The organism is Kitasatospora sp. NPDC001309 (assembly GCF_042896295.1).
GTDB lineage: Bacteria > Actinomycetota > Actinomycetes > Streptomycetales > Streptomycetaceae > Kitasatospora.
Map to the genome: position 1 here is coordinate 25575 of NZ_JBIAXC010000065.1, position 21238 is coordinate 46812.

General features: G+C 72.1%; 22 protein-coding genes and 1 pseudogene. 17 read left to right on the top strand and 6 right to left on the bottom strand.

The genetic code is table 11. The features are described 5' to 3' along the window. The first annotated feature begins 226 nt into the window (after window positions 1–226). From ACFY2K_RS39570 to ACFY2K_RS39585, 4 genes are all read left to right on the top strand, one after another. On the top strand, window positions 227–1519 hold the full coding sequence (locus ACFY2K_RS39570) for an NYN domain-containing protein (protein WP_375896198.1): 1293 nt from the start codon (window positions 227–229) through the stop codon (window positions 1517–1519). A gap of 118 nt (window positions 1520–1637) precedes the next feature. Next, entirely contained in the window at window positions 1638–2639 is a 1002-nt protein-coding gene (locus tag ACFY2K_RS39575) for an ABC transporter ATP-binding protein (RefSeq protein ID WP_380528299.1), read from the top strand. Then, entirely contained in the window at window positions 2636–3445 is an 810-nt protein-coding gene (locus ACFY2K_RS39580) for an ABC transporter permease (protein ID WP_380407531.1), read from the top strand. Before ACFY2K_RS39575 ends, ACFY2K_RS39580 begins: the two co-directional genes overlap by 4 nt. Before the next feature lie 83 nt (window positions 3446–3528). Then, a complete protein-coding gene (locus ACFY2K_RS39585; RefSeq protein WP_375897070.1) occupies window positions 3529–4320 on the top strand; it encodes a hypothetical protein in 792 nt (263 codons plus the stop codon). A 103-nt stretch (window positions 4321–4423) separates the two neighbouring features. Here the strand turns inward: ACFY2K_RS39585 and ybaK are convergent, their stop codons facing one another. The 4 genes from ybaK to ACFY2K_RS39605 all read right to left on the bottom strand — a co-directional run bounded on the left by ybaK (window position 4424) and on the right by ACFY2K_RS39605 (window position 7709). Continuing rightward, window positions 4424–4918 (bottom strand): Cys-tRNA(Pro) deacylase, encoded by a 495-nt coding sequence (gene ybaK, locus ACFY2K_RS39590; protein WP_380407525.1) that lies wholly within the window; start codon window positions 4916–4918, stop codon window positions 4424–4426. Window positions 4919–4935: 17 nt separating this feature from the next. Further along, window positions 4936–5667 carry an LON peptidase substrate-binding domain-containing protein gene (locus ACFY2K_RS39595; RefSeq protein ID WP_387717483.1) on the bottom strand — a complete coding sequence of 244 codons (732 nt, stop codon included), beginning with the start codon at window positions 5665–5667 and terminating at the stop codon, window positions 4936–4938. A gap of 1123 nt (window positions 5668–6790) precedes the next feature. Then, entirely contained in the window at window positions 6791–7258 is a 468-nt protein-coding gene (locus ACFY2K_RS39600; RefSeq protein ID WP_380528310.1) for an NUDIX hydrolase, read from the bottom strand. After that, entirely contained in the window at window positions 7245–7709 is a 465-nt protein-coding gene (locus ACFY2K_RS39605) for a hypothetical protein (RefSeq protein ID WP_380593571.1), read from the bottom strand. The genes ACFY2K_RS39600 and ACFY2K_RS39605 overlap by 14 nt, the downstream gene beginning before the upstream one ends. Before the next feature lie 461 nt (window positions 7710–8170). On the opposite strand from ACFY2K_RS39605, the pseudogene ACFY2K_RS39610 reads away from it, so the two are divergent. The 4 genes and pseudogenes from ACFY2K_RS39610 to ACFY2K_RS39625 all read left to right on the top strand — a co-directional run. Beyond that, window positions 8171–8455 (top strand): annotated as a pseudogene (locus ACFY2K_RS39610) (ATP-binding protein); the annotation flags it as partial. 150 nt (window positions 8456–8605) lie between these two features. Continuing rightward, window positions 8606–9163, top strand: coding sequence for a hypothetical protein (locus tag ACFY2K_RS39615; RefSeq protein ID WP_387717485.1), 558 nt, complete (start codon window positions 8606–8608; stop codon window positions 9161–9163). Window positions 9164–9420: 257 nt separating this feature from the next. Continuing rightward, window positions 9421–10455 carry a hypothetical protein gene (locus ACFY2K_RS39620; protein WP_387717475.1) on the top strand — a complete coding sequence of 345 codons (1035 nt, stop codon included), beginning with the start codon at window positions 9421–9423 and terminating at the stop codon, window positions 10453–10455. Beyond that, on the top strand, window positions 10452–10754 hold the full coding sequence (locus tag ACFY2K_RS39625) for a hypothetical protein (RefSeq protein ID WP_380595390.1): 303 nt from the start codon (window positions 10452–10454) through the stop codon (window positions 10752–10754). The genes ACFY2K_RS39620 and ACFY2K_RS39625 overlap by 4 nt, the downstream gene beginning before the upstream one ends. A gap of 1184 nt (window positions 10755–11938) precedes the next feature. Here ACFY2K_RS39625 and ACFY2K_RS39630 read toward each other — a convergent pair. Next, on the bottom strand, window positions 11939–13516 hold the full coding sequence (locus ACFY2K_RS39630; RefSeq protein ID WP_375893325.1) for an oxidoreductase: 1578 nt from the start codon (window positions 13514–13516) through the stop codon (window positions 11939–11941). Window positions 13517–13607: 91 nt separating this feature from the next. On the opposite strand from ACFY2K_RS39630, the gene hisD reads away from it, so the two are divergent. Genes hisD through hisF form a run of 8 tightly spaced genes read left to right on the top strand, consistent with a single transcriptional unit; the run spans window position 13608 to window position 19375 of the window. Further along, on the top strand, window positions 13608–14915 hold the full coding sequence (gene hisD, locus ACFY2K_RS39635; RefSeq protein WP_387717477.1) for a histidinol dehydrogenase: 1308 nt from the start codon (window positions 13608–13610) through the stop codon (window positions 14913–14915). Beyond that, window positions 14912–16012: a histidinol-phosphate transaminase gene (locus ACFY2K_RS39640; RefSeq protein ID WP_375893328.1), complete on the top strand. Its 1101-nt coding sequence runs from the start codon at window positions 14912–14914 to the stop codon at window positions 16010–16012. The genes hisD and ACFY2K_RS39640 overlap by 4 nt, the downstream gene beginning before the upstream one ends. Window positions 16013–16018: 6 nt before the next feature. After that, on the top strand, window positions 16019–16612 hold the full coding sequence (gene hisB / locus ACFY2K_RS39645; RefSeq protein ID WP_375893330.1) for an imidazoleglycerol-phosphate dehydratase HisB: 594 nt from the start codon (window positions 16019–16021) through the stop codon (window positions 16610–16612). After that, window positions 16609–16761, top strand: coding sequence for a hypothetical protein (locus ACFY2K_RS39650; RefSeq protein WP_188302392.1), 153 nt, complete (start codon window positions 16609–16611; stop codon window positions 16759–16761). The genes hisB and ACFY2K_RS39650 overlap by 4 nt, the downstream gene beginning before the upstream one ends. Window positions 16762–16792: 31 nt before the next feature. Then, on the top strand, window positions 16793–17428 hold the full coding sequence (gene hisH, locus ACFY2K_RS39655; RefSeq protein WP_380595130.1) for an imidazole glycerol phosphate synthase subunit HisH: 636 nt from the start codon (window positions 16793–16795) through the stop codon (window positions 17426–17428). A 17-nt stretch (window positions 17429–17445) separates the two neighbouring features. Continuing rightward, window positions 17446–18171: a bifunctional 1-(5-phosphoribosyl)-5-((5-phosphoribosylamino)methylideneamino)imidazole-4-carboxamide isomerase/phosphoribosylanthranilate isomerase PriA gene (gene priA / locus ACFY2K_RS39660; protein ID WP_375893442.1), complete on the top strand. Its 726-nt coding sequence runs from the start codon at window positions 17446–17448 to the stop codon at window positions 18169–18171. Further along, window positions 18168–18608, top strand: a complete 441-nt coding sequence (locus tag ACFY2K_RS39665; protein ID WP_375893334.1) for a RidA family protein — start codon at window positions 18168–18170, stop codon at window positions 18606–18608. Before priA ends, ACFY2K_RS39665 begins: the two co-directional genes overlap by 4 nt. Further along, window positions 18605–19375 (top strand): imidazole glycerol phosphate synthase subunit HisF, encoded by a 771-nt coding sequence (gene hisF / locus ACFY2K_RS39670; RefSeq protein ID WP_380532512.1) that lies wholly within the window; start codon window positions 18605–18607, stop codon window positions 19373–19375. Before ACFY2K_RS39665 ends, hisF begins: the two co-directional genes overlap by 4 nt. Before the next feature lie 75 nt (window positions 19376–19450). On the opposite strand, the gene ACFY2K_RS39675 is transcribed toward hisF, so the two are convergent. Further along, a complete protein-coding gene (locus ACFY2K_RS39675) occupies window positions 19451–20230 on the bottom strand; it encodes a VOC family protein (protein WP_380532510.1) in 780 nt (259 codons plus the stop codon). A 277-nt stretch (window positions 20231–20507) separates the two neighbouring features. Here ACFY2K_RS39675 and ACFY2K_RS39680 point away from each other — a divergent pair, with 277 nt between their 5' ends. After that, on the top strand, window positions 20508–21068 hold the full coding sequence (locus ACFY2K_RS39680; protein WP_387717481.1) for a hypothetical protein: 561 nt from the start codon (window positions 20508–20510) through the stop codon (window positions 21066–21068). Window positions 21069–21238 lie beyond the last annotated feature (170 nt).

A 21238-nucleotide genomic window follows, 5' to 3' on the forward strand; every position in this document is an offset into this window, starting at 1 on the left:
TTGGCGGGCCCCGTCGTTGAACGGGGCCCGCCTTCGTGTTTCTTTGCGACTCATTGGGGCGGCTGTTGCGTGACCGGGACATCCGCCGAGGTTCGGGCCCCGAACCATGGGGAAAAGGTGACCCAACGATCGGGCGGTCAGGGGGCCCCTCACCCCGCACGCCGGGTCGACGGGCGGACCGCCCACCCAGACCGACCATCGAGGGCGAGCGGAAAGAGGTGCGCGGATGGACCGCTGTGTCGTCCTGGTGGATGCCGGATACCTGTTGGGCGCCGCCGCCAGCCTGCTCGCCGGAGACCCCTCCCGCTCCAAGGTCACCGTCGACCACACCGCGCTGATCAGCGCCCTGCGCGAACGCGCCGAGGCCGAGACCGGGCTGCCGCTGCTGCGGATCTACTGGTTCGACGCGGCCCCCGACCGCCGCCCGATGCCCGAGCACCGGCGGCTGCGGGTGCTGCCCCGGGTCACCGTGCGGCTGGGCGCCCTCACCCGGGCCGAGGGGCGCTGGGTGCAGAAGGGCGTCGACGCCGCGATGCACGCCGAGCTCTCCGAACTCGCCCGCAACCGGGCCTGCGCGGACGTCGTCCTGATCACCGGCGACGGGGACCTGCTGCCCGGCATGATGACCGCCAAGGAGCACGGCGTGGCCGTGCACCTGTGGGCGTTGCAGGCCGCCGACGGGGACTTCAACCAGTCCGAGGACCTGGTCGGCGAGGCCGACGAGCGGCGGGTCCTGGACCGCGAGTGGATCGAGGGGTCCTTCTCGCTGCGCGACCACTCCACCGTCTTCCCGGCGCCCGGGACGGGCGGCGCCCGGCAGGAGATCGCCAAGATCCTCGCCGCCCCGCCGGCCCCGCTGCCCAGCGTGGTGCCCCCCGGCGTGCGGCCGGCCGCCGCCGAGGCGGTGCCCGAGGAGCCCGCCGTCAACGGGCGGCCCCAGCCGGCCGCCGCCCTGCGGGTGGTGCCCACCCCGAAGGACCTCGCCGGGCGGGTCTCGGCCGTCACCCCGATCACCGCGGCGGCGAACGGGCACGTCAACGGGCACGCCAACGGACACGCCGCGGCCGGGCAGGCCACCAACGGGCAGGTGGCCGGCGGACCGGTGCTGCGGTGGTCCTCCGACCGGGGCTGGGTCGACCGGCCCGCCCCCGAGCCCTCCGTCACCGCCGGGGACGGCCTGCCCACGCTGGCCCAGCTCACCACCGCCGAACAGCGCTGGGCCGACCGCGAGGAGGACATCACCACCATCGGCGGCGACGCCCACGAGGTCGGGCAGGTCTTCGCCCGCCGCTGGAGCGACCGCCTCGGCGACCTCGAACGGCTCACCCTGCTCTGGCCCGACTACCCGCGCATCCCGCACCGGGTCGACGGCGAGCTGCTGCGCTACGCGGCCCGCTTCGGACTGCTCGCCCACAAGGACGACCAGATCGACGAGCACGACCGCTACGCCATCCGGGCGGGGTTCTGGAAGGAACTGGCGGTCCGGGTCCCGGGCGGGTCGATGGTGGTGGACGACTGACGCGCCCCGGCGGGCTCCGGCTTCCCCCGGCTTCCGCCTGGCTTCCCCCGGCGATCGGGCCTCGGCGATCGGCCCCCGTTGTCCGGTTCGCCCGTGTGAGCGCGTAAAGTCTCCGGTCGTGGAAGAGACGGCCGGGCGAGCACCCCAGGACACCCCCGCGCCGTGCGTCGCCGTACGCGAACTGGTCCGGACCTACCGCACCGGACGTGGCGCCGCCGCCACCGAGATCCGGGCCAACGACGGGATCAGCCTGACCGTCCGCGCGGGCGAGGTCTTCGGGCTGCTCGGCCCCAACGGCGCCGGGAAGTCCACCCTCGTCCGCCAGCTCACCGGCCTGCTGCGGCCGGACTCCGGCACCGTCGAACTGCTCGGGCACGACATCGTGCGGCACCCGGAGCGGGCCGCCCGGCTGCTCGGCTACCTCGGGCAGGAATCCACCGCGCTGGACGAGCTGACCGTCGCGCTGGCCGCCGAGACCACCGGACGGCTGCGCGGGCTCTCGCGCGCGGCGGCCCGCGGCGCGGCCGCGGACGTCCTCACCGAACTCGGGCTGGAGCCGATCGCCGCCCGGCCGCTGGCCAAGCTGTCCGGCGGGCAGCGGCGGCTCGCCTGCTTCGCGGCCACCCTGGTGGGGGAGCGGCCGCTGCTCGTCCTGGACGAACCCACCACCGGCATGGACCCGGTCGCCCGGCGGGCCGTCTGGTCGGCCGTCGACCGGCGGCGGGCCGAGCACGGGACGACGGTGCTGCTGGTCACCCACAACGTGATCGAGGCGGAGACCGTGCTCGACCGGGTCGCCGTGATCGACGAGGGCCGGGTGATCGCCTGCGACACGCCCGGCGGACTCAAGGCCCTGGTGGACGGCGACGTCCGGCTCGACCTGGTCTGGCGGGACGAGGCGCCGATCGGCGTCCCCGCCGTCGCCGAACTGGCCGCGCGCGCCGAACGCACCGGACGCCGCTGGACCGTCCGCACCACCCCCGAGCAGGCCCGCGAACTGGTCGCCGCCGTCACCACCGGCCCGGCCTTCGCCGCCCTCGACGACTTCACCCTCGCCACCCCGAGCCTTGAGGACGCCTACCTCAAGCTGGGCGGCCGCCACGGAGGACTGGCCAAGTGACGCTGCTCTCGGTGCCCCCGCAGACCGGCCGGTCCACGGCCGGCGCCGCCCCGCTCGCCCCCGCCGCCCGGCTGCTGCCCGCCCTCGCCGCGGTGTACCGGGCGCAGCTCACCCGGGCGAAGGTCGCGCGGATCCCGCTGCTGTTCGTGGCCACCTTCCAGTCCGTCGGCATCCTGGTGATGATGCGGGGCGTCGTGGACGGCGGGCAGACCTCGGCGGCGCGGTCGGTGGTCGCCGGGTCGAGCGTGCTGGTGGTGGCGTTCGTCGCGCTCAACCTGCTGGCCCAGTACTTCGGGAAGCTCCGCGCCACCGGCGGCCTCGACCACTACGCGACGCTGCCCGTCCCGGCCGCCTCGGTGGTGCTCGGCGCGGCCGCCGCGTACGCCTCGTTCACGCTGCCCGGCACGCTCGTCACGGCGGGCATCGGCGCGGTGATGTTCGGGCTGCCGCTCGGACAGCTGTGGGTGCTGCTCGCCGTGGTACCGCTCGCCGGGGCCGCGCTGTCCGGGCTGGGCGCGGCCTGCGGGCTGCTGGCGCCGCGGCAGGAGATCGCGACGATGCTGGGGCAGCTCGGCATGTCGGCGGCGCTGCTGCTCGGCGTGCTGCCGGTCGACCACCTGCCGCAGCCGGTGCTGTGGCTGCGCGACCTGCTGCCGTCGACGTACGGGGTGGAGGCGTTCGCGCGGACCTTCGCGCCGGACCCGGACTGGGGGATGGTGCTCGCCGACCTCGGGGTCTGCGCGGGGGTGGGCGTGGTGTCGCTGGCCCTGGCCACCTGGGCGTACCGGCGGGCCGTCGCGCGGTAGGGCGCGCCTTCCGGATCTTGCCGGGTGGGTGGTGCGGTGGGCGGTGCGGCCGTTCGGACGGACGTCGTGAAACGATGGGACCCGTGACCGTACCGAACACACCTCCGGAACCCGCCCGCGCCGACGTGCCGGCCGAGCCGGGAGCCGTACCCGACCCGTTCGCACCGCCGCCGGCCTCCGACCAGGAGCCGCCCGCCGGCCTGCCCGCCGTGCCGCCCGCGGGCGTGCACCGGGTGCCGGACGAGCTGCGGATCGGCGCCGGGGTGGTGCTGGTGTGCCTGCTGGCCGGACTGGCGATGGCCGGGCTGTGGGCCTGGCTGGCGCCCAAGGTGCCGCTGGTCGTGGACGGCGACCGGATCCTCTACGTGGACCCCGAGGGCGAGCAGCGGGCCGGTGCCGACGCGGTGTTCGTGCTGATCGGGCTGGGCGCCGGCATCCTCACCGCGCTCGGCGCCTTCCTGGTGACCCGCAAGCGCGGCGGCGGGATCGCGGTCGCGCTGGGGCTGGCGATCGGCGGACTGCTCGGCTCGTACGGGGCCTGGAAGCTCGGCCGCTGGCTCGGGCCGAGCGACAACCTGATCGGCGAGGCCCGGCGGGTCGGCAACGGCGGGCACTTCGACGCGAGCATCGACCTGGGGGCGCTGGGCGCGCTGCTGGTGTGGCCGATGGCGGCGATGGTGGTGCTGCTGGCGCTGTCGGCGGCGTTCGGGAAGCGGGAGGAGGACCCGCCGCCGTACTGGGGGGTGCCGGCGGGGTCGTACGGGGACCCTGCGGGGCCTCCTGCGGAGACGCCGGTGGACGCCGGGCAGGTCGCTCCGGTGGAGACGGCTCCGGTGGATGCCGCTCCGGCGCCGGAGGAGCGGCGGCAGGGCTGAGTGCTTGAGCGGGGCGGAGGGGCGATGGCCGGGTACAGGCCAGGGCCCTCCGCCCCGTGAAGAATCCCCGTGCCCCCTTTGGGGGTGCGGGGATCCTGTTCGTTCAGCGGGCGATCGGGGCGGTGCGGGCGCGGGTGAGGGCGATCAGGTCGGCGGGGGCCAGTTCCACTTCGAGGCCCCGGCGGCCCGCCGACACGTAGACGGTGGGGTGGGTGAGGGCGCTGGCGTCGACCACGGTGCGCAGCGGGCGGCGCTGGCCGAGCGGGGAGATGCCGCCGAGGACGTAGCCGCTGCTGCGTTCGGCGGCGGCCGGGTCGGCCATCGCGGCGCGCTTGCCGCCGACGGCCGTGGCCAGGGCCTTGAGGTCGAGCTGGCCGGCGACCGGGACGACGCCGACGGTGAGGGTGCCGTCCACGTCGGCGACCAGGGTCTTGAAGACCCGTTCGGCGGCCACGCCCAGGGCCTCGGCGGCCTCGCCGCCGTAGGAGGCGGCGGCTGGGTCGTGCGCGTAGGCGTGGACGGTGTAGGGGACGGCGGCGGTCTCCAGGGCGACGGTCGCGGGCGTGCCCTGGCCGCCCTTCTTCGGCTTCTTGGCCATGGGTGGGCGGTCCTCGGTCAGTTGGGGCTGAACGACTGGCGGGTGAGGTCGACCGCGGGGAGCGAGGGCAGCCAGCTGAGCACCGCGCTCTCGCGGCGCAGCAGGTCGAGCTCGGTGCGCAGCCGCTGGGCGGTGTCGGGGCAGGCGAGCAGCTGCTGCTTGACCGGGGTCTCGAACACCGAGGCGGCGGCGACCAGGTAGGAGAGCACCTGGGGGTCGTCCGGGAGCTGCTGGCGGCCGTGGGTGCTGGCCTCGCGGGCTCCCGCCAGGCGCTTCTGGTAGACCCGGAAGGCCCGCTCGACCTCGGCGGCGAGCGCGCCGGAGCCCTCGCCGGGGCGCTCCTCGACCAGCTCGACCTCACCGGTCAGGTACAGGCCGCCGACGTCGACCGAGCTGATCCGGAACCGGGTGGTGCCGGTGACCAGCAGCTCGTAGCGCCCGTCGGGCTGGGGCTGGACGGAGGAGACGTCGGCGACGCAGCCGATGTGGTAGACCGCCTCCAGCGGGTCCCCGGTGGCGGTGCCCAGGCCGTCCAGCGGCCCGGCCGGGCCGTCCTCGGCGGGCCGTACCGGGGCGACCTCGCGGCCGTCCTTGATGGCGAGCACGCCGAAGCGGCGCGGCTCGTCCTCGGGCTGTTCGAGCAGATCGGCGACGAGTCGGCGGTAACGCTCCTCGAAGACGTTCAGGGGCAGCACCAGGCCCGGGTAGAGCACGGTGTTCAGCGGGAAGAGCGGCAGCCGTTCTGTCACGGCGGACAGCGTAGTTCTTCGGGGCCGGGCTTTGTCGCGCAGTAACCGCAGCCCCGCCCCGCGGACACGCACCGTGTTCACGCGGTGGCGACCAGCCCGCCCCCCGCGCAAGGCCGCGCGGGCACGGGCGGCGCCGCCGGGCGTGGCTGCGGCGCCACTGCCGATCGTGAGGGTCCTGGCGCCGCCGAGGCCCGCACACGGGCGGCAGATGCCGGGGCGGGGCACCGGGTCGTGGCACTTGGCGCACTCCGCGGGTGTGGCCTGAGGTGCACGGGCGGGCGGCAGCTTGCGCTGGAGGCGGTCGCGCAGGATCGCCACCGGGGAGTGCAGCGGCGAGGGCAGGCCGGGAAGCAGGGCGTGGGCCAACTCGGCCGCCGTGCTGCCGCGTTCCAGCCACTGGGCGACGAGCGGTGCCAGTTGCTGCGCCTCGGCCTCGCCGAGGCGCAGCCGGGGCTCGGGCCGGATCGCGCGGAAGAGTGCGGACACCGCCCTGCGGGTCTGCTCGTCCGCTCGCGTCAACTGGGCGGGGAGGGTGGGTACTTCTCCCGGGTCCTTTACTACAGGGCTGTCAGGGGGACCGGCCTCGGGCTCACCGGAGTCCGAGGAGCGGGCACTCGGTGACGCCGGTCGCTGCGGGGCGTCGTACACGTGCACATCGGTACGGAGCGTGCCGTCGGGCATCCGGACCGTCTCGACCCGGTAGTACCCGGCGTCCTTGAGCTCGTTGAGCGCCCTGCGGACGGCGCCGCGCCCCTGCGGGCTGCTGTCGGCCATGTGCCGTCCGTCCTCGCGCCAGCCGTCGGGGCGGGAGAGGAGGTCGGAGAGGAGGCCCCGGGCGGTGTAGCTGAGGCGACGGTCCTGGAGGAGGCCGTTCGGAAGTACGGTGAAACAGCGCGCGTGGGCGCTACGATGAATCTGCATGGGGAGTGTGTGCTCCTGGTGCCAGACCCCGGGGTGTTCCAGCACCGCCGGGGTCTTCTATGTTCTGTTGATGATGCGGAAAGTAGCACAGTCGCTACACGGAGTGCCAACCATTCGGGGGAATCCGCAGTTGGGAGGGACAGGCGACGGTGAGGTCTGCCTGACGGCACCCGAAGCGATCCAGCGGTATGGCCGAAGGTGGCTAGCGCACCACGGGGATCTCCCCGGAGCGCCAGTCGGCCAGCCGCTTGCGGATGTTCGACACCATCGGCAGCCCGTCCGTCTCGTCCGGGGTGAACCACGCCACCTCGTGGGACTCATCGGACACCCGCAACTCCCCACCGAGCGGGCGTCCGAGGAGGCAGATCGAGAACTCCTGGCGGACCTCGCCATCGTCGTAGGCGAAGACGTGGCCGGGGTCGGTGTAGGTGCCGACGATCCCGGTGATCTCGATATCGATGCCGGTCTCCTCGCGCGTCTCGCGGACACCGCAACCGGCGAGCGACTCACCGATGTCCATCTTGCCGCCGGGCAGGGCCCACATCCCGTTGTCGGTCCGGCGCTGGAGCAGAACGCGGCCCGCGCCGTCGACCACGACGACGGAAGCGGCCGGGACCAGCGAGTTCGCCTTGGGGGCGTTCGGGTCGTCCTCGTAATCACGCCTGGGCACGATCCACCACCTCTGCTGCCGGGACCGATACATCCCGCCCCTTCGCCCACAAGTCCTCGATGTGGCCCGCGAAGCGATCGAATACGCCGTCGTCCTGGGCCCGCCTGAGGTGCATCATCGGAGCGTCATGGCCGATCCTACCCGGCAGCAGCGGTGTGACGATCATGTCGTCGTCGAAGCGGAAGACGCTCAGTGAGACGTGTGCGGTCTCGTATCGCGCCTCGATCGGCGTGTCCCGTAGCTTGGCCAGCTCGGACAGGGTGACCTCGATCCGGGTCGAAAGGCTCAGCGGCACGCCCTCCTCCAGCTCCCGCTGACGGGTGACCGGATGTCCGGGCTCACCAAGAATGAAGCGAACCTGGACGCCGGCCTCCGCCTTCTGCCGTAGCAGGCCGCCGAAGTTCGCGTGCTCCAGCCAAAGGAAGTAGTTGGTGTACCCGGCGAACGTCATCTCCCGAGTTGCCCCCCCTTATCAACTGACGCCACAGCGAAGCCGGCGCTGCCGACCGGTACGGGTACATCTGCACCAGCTCCCGATCTGGCCCCGACTTCACGAGTTGCTGTACGGATGGCCAGAGCACGGCTTCCTCCTCACCCAGGGCCTTACTGGCGGCTGAGCGATGTCGAGCATGGGGCTCGCGCGAGGGGTTGGCGAGCCACCGGTCGACGGTCTTGGGATCGACCCCGCACACACGCGCGAGCCTGGACGAGGTCATGTTGGCACGGGCCATTGCGTCACGGAGCGGGCTGTTCACCGACCGACCTTCCACGTTGGGGACGTTTCAAGGTCTACCAGCCAGACGTCCTAAACGTCCCGAAAACGCGGTATGACGTCCTGTCAGAGTGCCCGACGATTCGAGCGTGACAGATGCGGCAGCCTTTCAGCTGCTTCCTCTCCCTTTCGAGGACCCCATGCTCACTGCCCACCGCCCCCGCACATTCGCCGCCCGTCTCGACTCCTGCGTCGAATCCACGCCCCTGGCCCGGCACTTGATCCGGGCCTACCTCTGCGCGCTCCCCGCCGGTGACCGATACTGCGATGTCGCCGAACTTCTCCTCGGCGAACTCTTCGCCAATGCTGTCCAGCACGCCGACGCCCCCGACGACCGCCTCATCGAGATCCGGTTCGCCGTCAGCGGCGACCTTCTGCGCCTCGAAGTCCACGACGCCGGATCCGGGCGGCCCTCCGTCCGCTCCGCCTCCTTGGAGGAGGAGTGCGGGCGTGGGCTGTTCCTCGTCAACGAGCTGGCCGAGCGTTGGGGTTGCTGCCCCGGGCCGGCGGGGTCGGCAAGTTCGTCTGGGCCCTCATTGCTCCCGCCTTCGCCCTCGCCTGAAAGCCCGCTCCCGATGCTGCCTCCGCTGCCCACCCTCGCCCGGCACGCCCTCGACCGAGGCCACACCCCCGCCGAGACCTACGCCCTTCTGGCCCGCCGCACCGGCGAACCCCTCCCCGCCGCCCGCGCCGTCTGCCTCGCCCTCGCCATCCCCCTCGCCGAGACCACCATCCGCCTCGACGAGTGCTACGGCGCCCTCCTCGCCGACCCCCGCCCCGGCACCGAGGCCGACACCGGCGAACTTCTCGAAGCCCTCGGCGTCTTCGACGTCCCCAAGGACCTCACCGCCACCGAACTCGCCGTCGTCGACCACTTCCTCACCGCCATCGACGCCCTCGGCGGCATCCGCCCCGGCCACCAACACGGCCTCGCCCGCTGGTTCACCACCGGCAACCTCGCCGCCGCCTACCTCTCCCTCGCCGCCGCCCACCCCCGCCCCACCACCGGCAACCCCACCCAGTACTGGACCACCCTCGTCACCGCCGGCGAACTCCTCACCACCACCCCCACCCCCGACCCCCGCATCAAAACCGCCCTCACCCACTGCCGCAGCCAAGCCGCCACCTGGTAGGCACCGGAAGTCGACCCCGCCGACTTCCTGCGCAGGAGTCGTGGCCGCTTCGGCCTTTGCCGAAGCGGCGACGGGGCGACGGGGTGGCGGGGTGACGGGCGTAACCGGCCCGTCACCCCGGGCGGCTGGGAACCATCAAACGCCTGCGGCGCGGGTAGGGGCAGGCCGATCCTGTAGGCAGAAGCTAGGCAGTTCACTAGGCTGTCCGGCCCTCACCAACGGCACCGCAGAGACGGGCCAGCCGATGAGAACGTGGCGTGATCCGCTGGCCCGACGGGGATGTCCGTGATGCCCTGCGCGGTGTCTTCGGCGTGGCCACGAACGCAGAGCTGGGACTGTTCCCGAAGCGGACCCGGCGGGACCGTGAGGAGGTGAGTGAGTCGAAGCGCCGTGACTTCTTGGCCGTCTCCCTGGCCTCGATCCTGCCCGATGTGCTGCCGTCTCCATCTTCTCTGGGGATGAAGGACATTGACGATATTGCAGAGCGGACCTTCGCTCTGGAGGAGTGGGACCGGCGAAGCGGCGGTCTTGCCACTCGTCATCTGGCCTTCGGTGAACTGCGAAGCGCTGTCGATCTCACCAAGTCGTCGATGGGACCGCGTGTCCGCGACCGGCTGTGCGGCCAGATCGCCAATCTCGCCGACCTTGCAGCGTGGTCGGCGTTCGACGCGGGCCAGAGCTCACCTGCACGCAGCACGTTCGGGCTCGGCATCAAGGCGGCCCAGGAGGCCGGCGACGATGGGCTCCTGTGTCATGTCGCAACCGGCCTCGCCCGCCAGGAGATTGCCGAGCGTAAGTCCGGAGAGGCTGTCGCCCTGGCCGACATGGCCATGGGCAACGTGCCCTTGTCGGCGCTCGCGATGATCGCGGCGGTCAAGGCCCAGGCGCACGCCATCCAAGGCGACGAACCCGAGGTGATGCGGCAGATCGCCCTCGCGGAGTCGATCTACAGCCGCGTGAGTGATCTCCGCAGCGAGCCTCGCTGGATGTGGTACTTCACCGAACACAAGCTGCACGGCGAGACCGGCCACGCCCTCTACCTGCTCGCGGCGGTCAAGGGAAAGCCTGTCTCCGATCTGGTGTCCCGGCTTCGCCGAGCCGTGGACTCCCAGACCTCCAACCGGGCCCGCTCGAAGGCGATCGACACCGCCCAACTGGCCACAGTGCTCTACCGTCAGGGCGCCCGGGAAGAAGCCGAGCACTACGCCCGCACAGCCACCGACCTTTCCGCCGCCGTCCGCTCCGCACGACTGGACGCCGCACTGGCCGAGATGAGGAGAGCACAGGCATGACGATCGAAGACGTGATCAAGGAAGCTGCGGCTCGGGGAGTCACGGGGCTCCCGGAGCCTTCCCGGCTCACCCACGTCCGGGTGTGGCCGGGTGCGTCGCAGTGGGTCGGCGAGGTCGGCGAGCCGCCCCACAATGAGACCGTGGGGGATGGCATGTTCAACACCAAGGGCGAGGCTCAGGAAGCCGCGCTGAAGGCTGTTGCTGACGGTCGGGCCTTGCTGGCCTCCCTGCTCCCGGCGGATCTCGCAGCGACGGCCGCAGAGTGGCCGGAGCCGACCGTGAATGCTTGGGACGCCTGACAGCCAAATGGTTCCTGGCCCGAGAAGTGATCAATCGGGCCTCCTGCGGTCAGGGTGGCTCGGCATTGGCGCTGCGGGAGACCTGCCCTGCCTGTTGTCGGCGTGGGTGGTCATCGAGGCGTCGAGCGGGACTGCCGACCCGGAGTGAATGGTTAATCCCGGTGCAAGATTTCAAGGCCTTCTCGTCGCCTGCGTAGGAAGTCGGTCTGGCCGACTTCCTACGCAGAGATGGTTGGAAGTTCCGTTGCCGCTTCGGCATCACCGAAGCGGCAACGGGAGTGACTCGATTTTGCGATTTTCGGCGAGCTTCCCCTGGGCTTTCCTATATTTTGGGCGGGCCGGCCGTGCCGCGGCCGGCCCGCCCGAACCCTGTTGTCTTGGGTGGATGGGTGTTCTGATCTATTTCAAGTCCCTGTGGTTCAATTTCGCCCCGTCTGAGATTTTTGGCGGCGTTCTCCCTCCTCCTCCTCCTCCTCTTACACGGCTCGCTAGATGACTTTATGAGTGGAGTGAGAGGTGTCGAATAATGCCGTTGCCGCTTCGGTGATGCCGAAGCGGAAACGGGTGGCAGGAATTGGGCGGAAGGTGTTTATTGGCTTTGGTTTCGGTGGCCCCGGCTAATCTTTGGCCGGGGTCACCGTCGCCTCTGTAGGGCGTAGAAAGATTGGGTGGGCGGGGTGTCCAGGGCCCGGCCACTTCCTGGCCAGTGCCTGTTTCGGGCGCCCCGGCCGTTCTCGGCCGGGGCGCCTGGAAATTATCGTGTTCGTGGCTGGCGTGAGTGGGGTGCGCTTGTCAGTTCGGCGGCCCCGGCCAAGTTTGGCCGGGGCCGCCGTCGCCTTTCCAAGTCCTGGGAAGGGTGGGTGGGCGGCACACCTGGTTGTTCGGGCGGGCCCGTGTGCTTGCACGCGGGCCCGCCCATTTATGTTGATCACTCACTTGGCTTGATGCCGAGATTTCCAGTGATTGTTCCCCGGCTTCCTATGCGCCCGAGCATTATTGTGCTTGTGGGTGGGTGGGTGGGTTTTCTCGCCCATTTCAAGATCGTGCTGCGGTTTTGCTCGCCCCGCCGCGATCGCATCGCGGCGGGGCGGGAAGGCTGGGGGATCCACTTGTCGTTGAGCCCCGGCTTTTGGGCTTCTGCGCAGGAAGTCGGTCTGGCCGACTTCCTGCGCAGAAGCCGTCGGTCAGCCGCGTTGGAGGAGGCGGGTGGCGCCGGTGACGACGGTGGAGGCGAGGAGCCAGCCGACGACGACGAGGCCGGCGGCGATCCATTGGCTGGTGCCGCCGGGGTTCCAGGCGCCCTGGTTGAGGTCGACGATGGGCAGCAGCCGGTCGAGGGTGTAGAGCACCGCGTTCCAGTGCGGTTTCTCGTCGGCCTTGAGCGGGGCGGGTTCGTGGGTGGCGAACCAGACGCTGCCGAGGGCCCAGGCGAGGAGCAGCCACAGGCCGGCCCGGCCGGGGCGGTAGCCGTAACCGACGGTGACGTCCTGGACCAGGCCCCAGCCCCGGGCGGGCAGCGGCAGGGTCTCCCGGCGGCGGCGCTGCTTGGCGTACAGCACCTCGCGGGCGTCGTCGTCGGCGCCGTCGCGGCGCAGGGCGGCGGCGAGCTGCTCGTAGGACTCCGGCTGGAAGTCCACCGCGGAGCCCTCCAGCCAGGCGATCCGCTGTTGGACGGTGAACGCCGCGGCGGGGCGGAGGTTCTCGTAGACGAAGCCGGTCAGGCCCAGGTGCTTGCCGAGCGGCCAGGAGTCCGGGCGGTCGACCAGGTTGCCGACCCGGGCGCGGGAGAGCGAGACCGTGCCGGTGGGCCGGAAGGCGCAGGTGAAGCGCAGTTCGGGGGTGTGGATGCGGCGCAGCGACAGCTCGTCGTCACCCTCCAGGTGGAATTCGCCGGAGATCAGGCAGGCCGCGTCGAAGCGGGCGTCCGAGAGCCGCACCTGGCCGTAGGCGCGGAACGGGGTGCTGGGGGCGCCGGGCGCCGGGCTCTGGCCGTAGCCGGAGCCGTAGTAGCTGCGGGAGCCGAACCAGCCGCCGTCGGCGGAGCTGGTCAGGTAGAGGGTGTGGCCGACGTTGAGCCGGACGGCGTTGAGGCAGACGCGGTTCTGCGGGTCGGCGTGCAGCTGGGCGCCGCGGAGCGAGAGGCGGCCGCCGATCCGGGCCGTGCGGACGCTCAACTCGCCGTGGGTCTCCAGGCGTTCGGCTTCGAGGTCCTGGTGGACGGTCATCCCGTCGGCCGAGATCGCGCGGCCGTAGCGGTCGCCGCCGATGACGGCCTGGTTGAGCAGCAGGTCGGTGCCGATCTTGGCGTCGGTGAGCCGGATGCCCTCGGGTATCCGGCAGCGGGCCAGGTGGAGGTCGCCGGTGGTGGACAGCCGGGAGGCCTCGATCCTGGGGATCGCGCACTCGACCATCCGCAGGGTGGTGGCGGAGGCCTCCGAGATGAGGATCTTGTGGTCGAAGCGGCAGCCGCGCAGTTCGACGTACCGTTCCAGGTGGCCGCCGGCCAGGTTGAGCGAGCCGGTGACCTTCACCCCGCTCATCCGCAGCGAGGCGACCCGCCCGGCGGTGGGTTGCGGCCCGGCCAGCAGCAGGTGCGCGAGTACGTCGGCGCCGACCGTCCGCTCCGGCCCCCAGGGGCTGTCCCCGAAGGGGTCGTCGATGTCGTCCCGGCCACATCTGCGCTCGAAGACCTCGCCCTCGCGGAAGGCCTCCCAGAGTTCCCGTTCGGTGTCGGTCCAGCCCTCCGGGGCGCTCTCCGCCATGGTTTCCCCCGTCCCCCCGGTCGTCTCGCCTTTCGTATCACGGACTGAAATGTGGGACCACCCGTTCCGGCCACTCCTTACACTGGGTGGCGTGATCTCTCGAATCGACCTCCGCGGCTCGCTGGACGACCCGCGTGCCCTGCTGCCCCGTGCCGAGTTCGACGTGGCGGCCGCCCTGGAGAAGGTGCGGCCGATCGCCGAGGACGTACGCCATCGCGGGGTCGCGGCGCTGATCGAGATCACCGAGCGTTTCGACGGCGTCCGGCTGGAGTCCACCCGGGTGCCCACCGAGCAGCTGGCCGAGGCCTTGGAGACGCTGGACCCGAAGGTGCGGGCCGCGCTGGAGGAGTCGATCCGCCGCGCCCGGGCCGTGCACGCCGACCAGCGCCGCACCGGGCACACCACCCAGGTGGTGCCGGGCGGCACGGTCACCCAGCGCTGGGTGCCGGTCGAGCGGGTCGGCCTGTACGTGCCGGGCGGGCTGGCGGTCTACCCGTCCTCCGTGGTGATGAACGTGGTGCCGGCCCAGGAGGCGGGCGTCCGGGGCATCGCGGTGACCTCTCCGCCGCAGAAGGAGTTCGGGGGCCGCGTCCACCCGACCATCCTGGCGGCCTGCGCGCTGCTCGGCGTGGACGAGGTCTACTCCGTCGGCGGCGCCCAGGCGGTCGCGATGTTCGCCCTGGGCACCGAGGAGTGCGCTCCGGTGAACATGGTCACCGGCCCGGGCAACATCTACGTCGCCGCCGCCAAGCGCTTCTTCGCCGGCCGGATCGGCATCGACTCCGAGGCCGGCCCGACCGAGATCGCCGTCCTCGCGGACGACAGCGCGCTGCCCAGTGACGTCGCCGCGGACCTGATCAGCCAGGCCGAGCACGGCCCCACCTCCGGCTCGGTGCTGGTCACCGACTCCCCGGAGCTGGCCGACGCGGTCGAGGTCGAGCTGGTCGCCCAGGTCGGCCGGACCAAGCACGGCGAGCGGGTCGCCGAGGCGCTCGGCGGCCGCCAGTCCGGCATCATCCTGGTCGACGACCTGGAGCAGGGCCTCGTCGTGGTCAACGCCTACGCGGCCGAGCACCTGGAGATCCAGACCCGCGACCCGCACGCGGTGGCGGCGAAGGTCGTCAACGCCGGCGCGATCTTCATCGGCCGCTGGACCCCGGTCTCGCTGGGCGACTACGCGGCCGGGTCCAACCACGTGCTGCCGACCGGCGGCTGCGCCTGCCACTCCTCCGGGCTGTCGGTGCAGACCTTCCTGCGCGGCGTCCAGGTCGTCGAGTACGACCGGCAGGCGCTGGCGGACGTCGCCGCGCACGTGGTCAACCTGGCGAACGCCGAGGACCTGCCCGGTCACGGTGACGCCGTCAAGGCTCGGTTCGATTGGACGGTTCCCGGCGCGTGACGAACATCGACGACCTGCCCATCCGGGACGAGCTGCGCGGCCAGTCCCCGTACGGCGCACCGCAGTTGGACGTCCCCGTCCAGCTGAACACCAACGAGAACCCGTACCCGCTGCCCGAGGAGCTGGTGGCCCGGATCGCCGAGCGCGTCGCCGAGGCCGCCCGCCACCTCAACCGCTACCCCGACCGGGACGCGGTCGAGCTGCGCGAGGGCCTCGCCGCGTACCTCACCCGCAGCACCGGCCTCCCGGTCGCCCGCGCGCAGGTGTGGGCCGCCAACGGCTCCAACGAGGTCCTCCAGCAGCTGCTGCAGACCTTCGGCGGCCCCGGCCGCACCGCGCTCGGCTTCGAGCCCTCCTACTCGATGCACGCGCTGATCTCCCGGGGCACCGGCACCGGCTGGATCTCCGGCCCCCGCAACGACGACTTCACCATCGACGTGGACGCCGCCCTCGCGGCGATCGCCGAGCACCGGCCGAACGTGGTGTTCATCTGCTCGCCGAACAACCCGACCGGCACGGCCGTCGCGGCGGAGACCGTCCTGCGGCTGTACGAGGCCGCGCAGGCCGCCCGGCCCAGCCTGGTGGTCGTGGACGAGGCGTACGTCGAGTTCTCGCACCGCGCCTCGCTGCTGCCGCTGATCGAGGGCCGCCCCAACCTGGTGGTCAGCCGCACCATGTCCAAGGCCTTCGGCGCCGCCGGGCTGCGCCTCGGCTACCTGGCCGCCGACCCGGCCGTGGTCGACGCCGTCCAGCTGGTCCGGCTGCCGTACCACCTGTCGGCCGTCACCCAGGCCACCGCGCTGGCCTGCCTGGAGCACACCGACACCCTGCTGGGGTACGTCGGCCGGCTCAAGGAGGAGCGCGACCGGCTGGTGGACGCGCTGCGCGCGACGGGTCTGGAGGTGACCGACTCGGACGCCAACTTCGTCCAGTTCGGCCGCTTCGCCGACACCCACGCCGTGTGGCGGGCCATCCTCGACCAGGGTGTCCTGGTCCGTGACAACGGGGTCCCCGGGTGGCTGCGCGTCACCGCCGGCACGCCCGCCGAGAACGACGCCTTCCTGGACGCCGTCCGTAGAGTGATCAAGGAGCTGTAACCCCTCATGTCCCGCATCGGACGCGTCGAGCGCACCACCAAGGAGACCTCCGTCCTGGTCGAGATAGACCTCGACGGAACCGGCAAGACCGACATCTCCACCGGCGTCGGCTTCTACGACCACATGCTCGACCAGCTCGGCCGCCACGGTCTGTTCGACCTCACCGTCAAGACCGACGGCGACCTGCACATCGACACCCACCACACCATCGAGGACACCGCCCTCGCGCTCGGTGCCGCCTTCAAGCAGGCGCTCGGCGACAAGGTCGGCATCTACCGCTTCGGCAACTGCACGGTGCCGCTGGACGAGTCGCTCGCCCAGGTCACCGTCGACCTCTCCGGCCGGCCCTACCTGGTGCACACCGAGCCCGCGGGCATGGCGCCGATGATCGGCGCCTACGACACCACGATGACCCGGCACATCCTGGAGTCCTTCGTGGCCCAGGCGCAGATCGCGCTGCACGTGCACGTCCCGTACGGGCGCAACGCGCACCACATCGTGGAGTGCCAGTTCAAGGCCCTGGCCCGGGCGCTGCGCTACGCCGCCGAGCGGGACCAGCGCGCGGCCGGCATCCTCCCCTCGACCAAGGGTGCGCTGTGAACAAGACCGCGACGATCCTCCTCTTCGTCGGCCTCTTCCTGGCGGGCGGGGTGATCTCCTTCTGGAAGCAGAAGCTGCCGAAGGGCGTCATCCTGGTGCTGGCCATCGGGGCCGTGATGTGCCTGGGCTCCGGCCTCATGCGCCTGTAACACCCGTAGCAGAGAGACTGGACACCTGAACATGGGCAAGAACGTCGTCGTCCTCGACTACGGCTCCGGCAACCTCCGCTCCGCGCAGCGCGCCCTGGAGCGGACCGGGGCGAACGTCACGGTCAGCTCCGACTACGACACCGCGATGGCCGCGGACGGCCTGCTCGTCCCCGGTGTGGGCGCCTTCGAGGCCTGCATGCGCGGCCTCAAGTCCGTCCGCGGCGACTGGATCATCGGCCGCCGGCTCGCCGGGGGCCGCCCGGTCATGGGCATCTGCGTGGGCATGCAGATCCTCTTCGAGAAGGGCGTCGAGCACGGCGTGGAGACGCCCGGCTGCGACGAGTGGCCCGGCACCGTCGAGCCGCTGGACGCCCCGGTCGTCCCGCACATGGGCTGGAACACCGTGGACGTGCCCGAGGGCAGCCGGATGTTCGCCGGCCTCGACCCGGAGAGCCGCTTCTACTTCGTGCACTCCTACGGCGTGCGGCACTGGGAGCTGGAGACCCACAGCGCGCGGATCAACCCGCCGCTGGTCACCTGGGCCACGCACGGGCAGCCGTTCGTCGCCGCGATCGAGAACGGCCCGCTCTGGGCCACCCAGTTCCACCCCGAGAAGTCCGGCGACGCCGGCGCCGCCCTGCTGACCAACTGGGTCAACACCCTCTGAACGTCTGAGAGTTGTTACTGATGAGCCTTGAGCTGCTGCCCGCCGTCGACGTCCGCGACGGCCAGGCCGTCCGCCTGGTCAAGGGCGCCTCCGGCACCGAGACCTCCTTCGGCGAGCCGCTGGCCGCCGCCCTCGCCTGGCAGAACGCCGGCGCCGAGTGGCTCCACCTGGTCGACCTGGACGCCGCCTTCGGCACCGGCACCAACTACGAGCTGCTGCGCGAGGTCACCGGACAGCTGGACATCAAGGTCGAGCTGTCCGGCGGCATCCGCGACGACGAGTCGCTCGCCCGCGCCCTCGCCACCGGCTGCACCCGGGTCAACCTCGGCACCGCCGCCCTGGAGGCCCCCGAGTGGGTCGCCAAGGCCATCGCCGAGCACGGCGACAAGATCGCCGTCGGCCTGGACGTGGTCGGCACCACCCTGCGCGGCCGCGGCTGGACCCGCGACGGCGGCCAGCTCTTCGACGTCCTGGAGCGGCTGAACGCCGAGGGCTGCACCCGCTACGTCGTCACCGACGTCAACCGCGACGGCACCCTCACCGGCCCCAACCTCCAGCTGCTGCGCGACGTCTGCGGCGCCACCGACCGCCCCGTCGTCGCCTCCGGCGGCGTCTCCTCCCTCGACGACCTGCGCGCCATCGCCGGTCTCGTCGACCTGGGTGTCGAGGGCGCCATCGTGGGCAAGGCACTCTACGAGCAGAAGTTCACCCTCGAAGAGGCCCTGGAGGCGGTTTCCGGATGACGGAAGGTCGGATCGTACGCGGTCGGGTCACGGGATTCTCCCCCTGGGAGGAGGAGTTCGGCTACTCCCGGGCGGTCGCCGCGGGCGACCACGTGCACGTGGCCGGCACCACCGCCTGGGTGAACGGCCGGATCGAGCACGAGGGCGACCCGTACCGGCAGACCCTCGCCGCGTTCGGCGTCGGGCTCTCCGCCCTGGCCGCGTACGGTCTGACCGCGGACGACGTCATCCGCACCCGGATGTACATCACCCACGCCCGCGACGCCGAGGAGGTGGGCCGCGCCCACCGCCGACTCTTCGACGCCGCACGCCCGGTGGCCACCATGGTGGTGGTCGACGGGCTGATCGACTCCCGGATGATGGTCGAGGTCGAACTCGACGCGTACCGCACCGGGCTGGCAATGACCCTGGAAGCCCTGGAAGGCAAGCAGCCGTGACCCTCGCCGTACGTGTCATCCCCTGCCTGGACGTGGACGCCGGGCGGGTGGTCAAGGGAGTCAACTTCCAGAACCTGCGCGACGCCGGCGACCCGGTCGAGATGGCCAAGCTCTACGACGCCGAAGGCGCCGACGAGCTGACCTTCCTCGACATCACCGCCTCCTCCGGCGACCGCGAGACCACCTACGACGTGGTGCGCCGCACCGCCGAGCAGGTGTTCATCCCGCTCACCGTCGGCGGCGGCATCCGGGCCGTCGAGGACGTGAACCAGCTGCTGCGGGCCGGCGCCGACAAGGTCGGGGTCAACACCGCGGCCATCGCCCGGCCCGAACTGGTCCGCGAGATCGCCCGGCGCTTCGGGCGGCAGGTGCTGGTGCTGTCGGTCGACGCCCGGCGCTGCGGCGAGGGCGTGGAGACCGCCTCGGGCTACGAGGTCACCACCCACGGCGGGCGCCGGGGCACCGGCCTGGACGCCGTCGAATGGGCCGGCCGGGCGGCCGAGCTGGGCGCGGGCGAGATCCTGCTCAACTCGATGGACGCCGACGGCACCAAGGACGGCTACGACCTGGAGATGATCCGCGCCGTGCGCAAGGCCGTCTCCGTGCCGGTCATCGCCTCCGGCGGCGCCGGCAGGCTCGCCGACTTCGCCCCGGCCGTCGAGGCCGGCGCGGACGCCGTCCTCGCGGCCAGCGTCTTCCACTTCGGGGACCTGCGGATCGGCGAGGTCAAGAACGCGCTGCGGGAGGCCGGGCACCCCGTCCGGTGACGTGATCCGTCGTGCGTGAGGGCCCGCTGCTCCTGCTGAGCAGCGGGCCCTCACGCGTGGTCGCGACTCGCGTGGTCACGACTCGCGGGGCTCGCCCTTGATCAGCGCGAACGGGGCACCGTTCGGGTCCGCCAGCCAGGCGATCCGGCCGACGTTCTCCACGTCCGAGGCCGGCATCAGCACCGAGCCGCCCGCCGCCGTCGCCTTGGTGACCAGCGCGTCCACGTCGTTGGCGGCGAAGTACGGCGTCCAGGCGGAGGGCTGCTCCGGCTGCATGGTCGGGGCGATGCCGCCGAAGCTCGTCTGCTGCTGGTCGCCCTCGGCGGTGGAGATCACCCGGTAGTTCATCCCCGGGGACGGCTCGAAGTTCTCCACCCGCCAGCCGAACAGCCCGTGGTAGAAGGAGAATCCGCCGTCCTGGTCCCGGGTGTGCAGCTCCGACCAGACCAGCGTGTTGTCCTCGGACACGGCGTCCAGCCCGACCGTGTTCCCGGACTGCCAGACCGCGAACTCGGCGCCCTGCGGATCGGTCAGCGCCGCGAACCGCCCCTCCTGCATGACGTCCATCGGCGGGACCCGGACCGTGGCACCGGACTGCTCGGCCGCCTTGACGGTCGCGTCCACGTCGGCGGTGCGGAAGTACGTCGTCCAGGCGGACCGCGCGCCGCCGTCGAGGTGGCCGAGGGCGCCGACCGTCCTGCCGTCCAGCTGGAGGAAGCCGTAGCCGCCCGTCTCCGGGACCTCCTGGAAGGTCCAGCCGAAGACCCTGCCGTAGAACGCCGCGGTGGCCGGGATGTCCGGGCTGCCCAGGTCGATCCAGCAGGGCGAGCCGAGGGGGAAGTCGGTGGTGAGCATGAGGTGGGGCCCTTCGACGGAGAGTGACCGGGCTGCCCGGGGCGGACCCCGGCCACCTGCGAGTCTGCCCCCGGGCACTGACATCCGCAGCCGGGAGGAGGCTGGGCGGGGCCGCGCCGGGCAGGGTAGCCGGACGACCGGGTGCCCGGGGCCGGAACGGCGGCATCGCCCCGGAGCGCCCCGCCGCCGCCCTAGGCTCGTCCCACGCGGCCGCGACCCGGACGAACGGGCCGACGGCGCGACCGATCCGACGACCCGGCAAGGTGGTTCACCGGTGATGGAGCAGTACGCCGACGACGGCGAGGTGACCTACGAACAGGTGACGGTGGTCTCCCTCGCCGCCAGCGCCCCGGTCGGCCCGGCACGGACCGCCGTCCGGGTCGTCCGCGAGGCCATGACCGTCAAACGGATCGCGGGCTACTGGGTGCGCTGGGACGAGCGCCGGGCCGGCGAGGAACTCCGGCACCACGCGCGCTGGGTGCCCGAGGAGGAGTACGTCCGGCCGGGCACCGGCCGCCCGGACGGCACACTCTCCGTGACGGTGGCCGCCTACTGGGCGGACGCCCGCGGCGCCTTCCGCCACCGGCCCGGCACCGAGACCGCGGTGACCTTCCGCCCCGGCGAGGGCGCGCACGAGCTGGTGCTGGAGCAGCCCGCCCCGGCCGGCCCCTCCGCCCTCTCCGTGCAGCTCGCGGACGCCCGCTGGCTGGGCGCCGCCGACGGCGGGCCGATCCACTACGGCTTCTCGGGCGCCACCGAGGCCGCGACGGGCGGCGAGGGGGCGTGGCTGGTCCGGCACCCGGAGTACGGGACGGGCGGCGTGGGCGACCAGGGTTAGGGCCCGTCTTCGAACTCCCGTCTGCGGGCCGACGCTCCCCCAGCCTTCGGCCGGGAGGTACCCCCAGGGCACAAGCGCGCCTCGCCGCGTTGTCGTCGGTCGCCAATGCGCTGCATTGGGCTCCCTCCTCCGCCTTGCGATGCACGCACCCCAACGCCGCCCCGCCCGCC

Bases quoted from the DNA above. Each gene is read 5' to 3' on its own strand.
- ACFY2K_RS39665 (WP_375893334.1), top strand. From the start codon at position 18,168: ATGACGGAAGGTCGGATCGTACGCGGTCGGGTCACGGGATTCTCCCCC.
- hisB (WP_375893330.1), top strand. From the start codon at position 16,019: ATGTCCCGCATCGGACGCGTCGAGCGCACCACCAAGGAGACCTCCGTC.
- ACFY2K_RS39615 (WP_387717485.1), top strand. From the start codon at position 8,606: ATGCTGCCTCCGCTGCCCACCCTCGCCCGGCACGCCCTCGACCGAGGC.
- ACFY2K_RS39570 (WP_375896198.1), top strand. From the start codon at position 227: ATGGACCGCTGTGTCGTCCTGGTGGATGCCGGATACCTGTTGGGCGCC.
- ACFY2K_RS39605 (WP_380593571.1), bottom strand. From the start codon at position 7,709: ATGACGTTCGCCGGGTACACCAACTACTTCCTTTGGCTGGAGCACGCG.
- ACFY2K_RS39680 (WP_387717481.1), top strand. From the start codon at position 20,508: ATGGAGCAGTACGCCGACGACGGCGAGGTGACCTACGAACAGGTGACG.
- ACFY2K_RS39630 (WP_375893325.1), bottom strand. From the start codon at position 13,516: ATGGCGGAGAGCGCCCCGGAGGGCTGGACCGACACCGAACGGGAACTC.
- ACFY2K_RS39675 (WP_380532510.1), bottom strand. From the start codon at position 20,230: ATGCTCACCACCGACTTCCCCCTCGGCTCGCCCTGCTGGATCGACCTG.
- hisH (WP_380595130.1), top strand. From the start codon at position 16,793: ATGGGCAAGAACGTCGTCGTCCTCGACTACGGCTCCGGCAACCTCCGC.
- ACFY2K_RS39625 (WP_380595390.1), top strand. From the start codon at position 10,452: ATGACGATCGAAGACGTGATCAAGGAAGCTGCGGCTCGGGGAGTCACG.
- ybaK (WP_380407525.1), bottom strand. From the start codon at position 4,918: ATGGCCAAGAAGCCGAAGAAGGGCGGCCAGGGCACGCCCGCGACCGTC.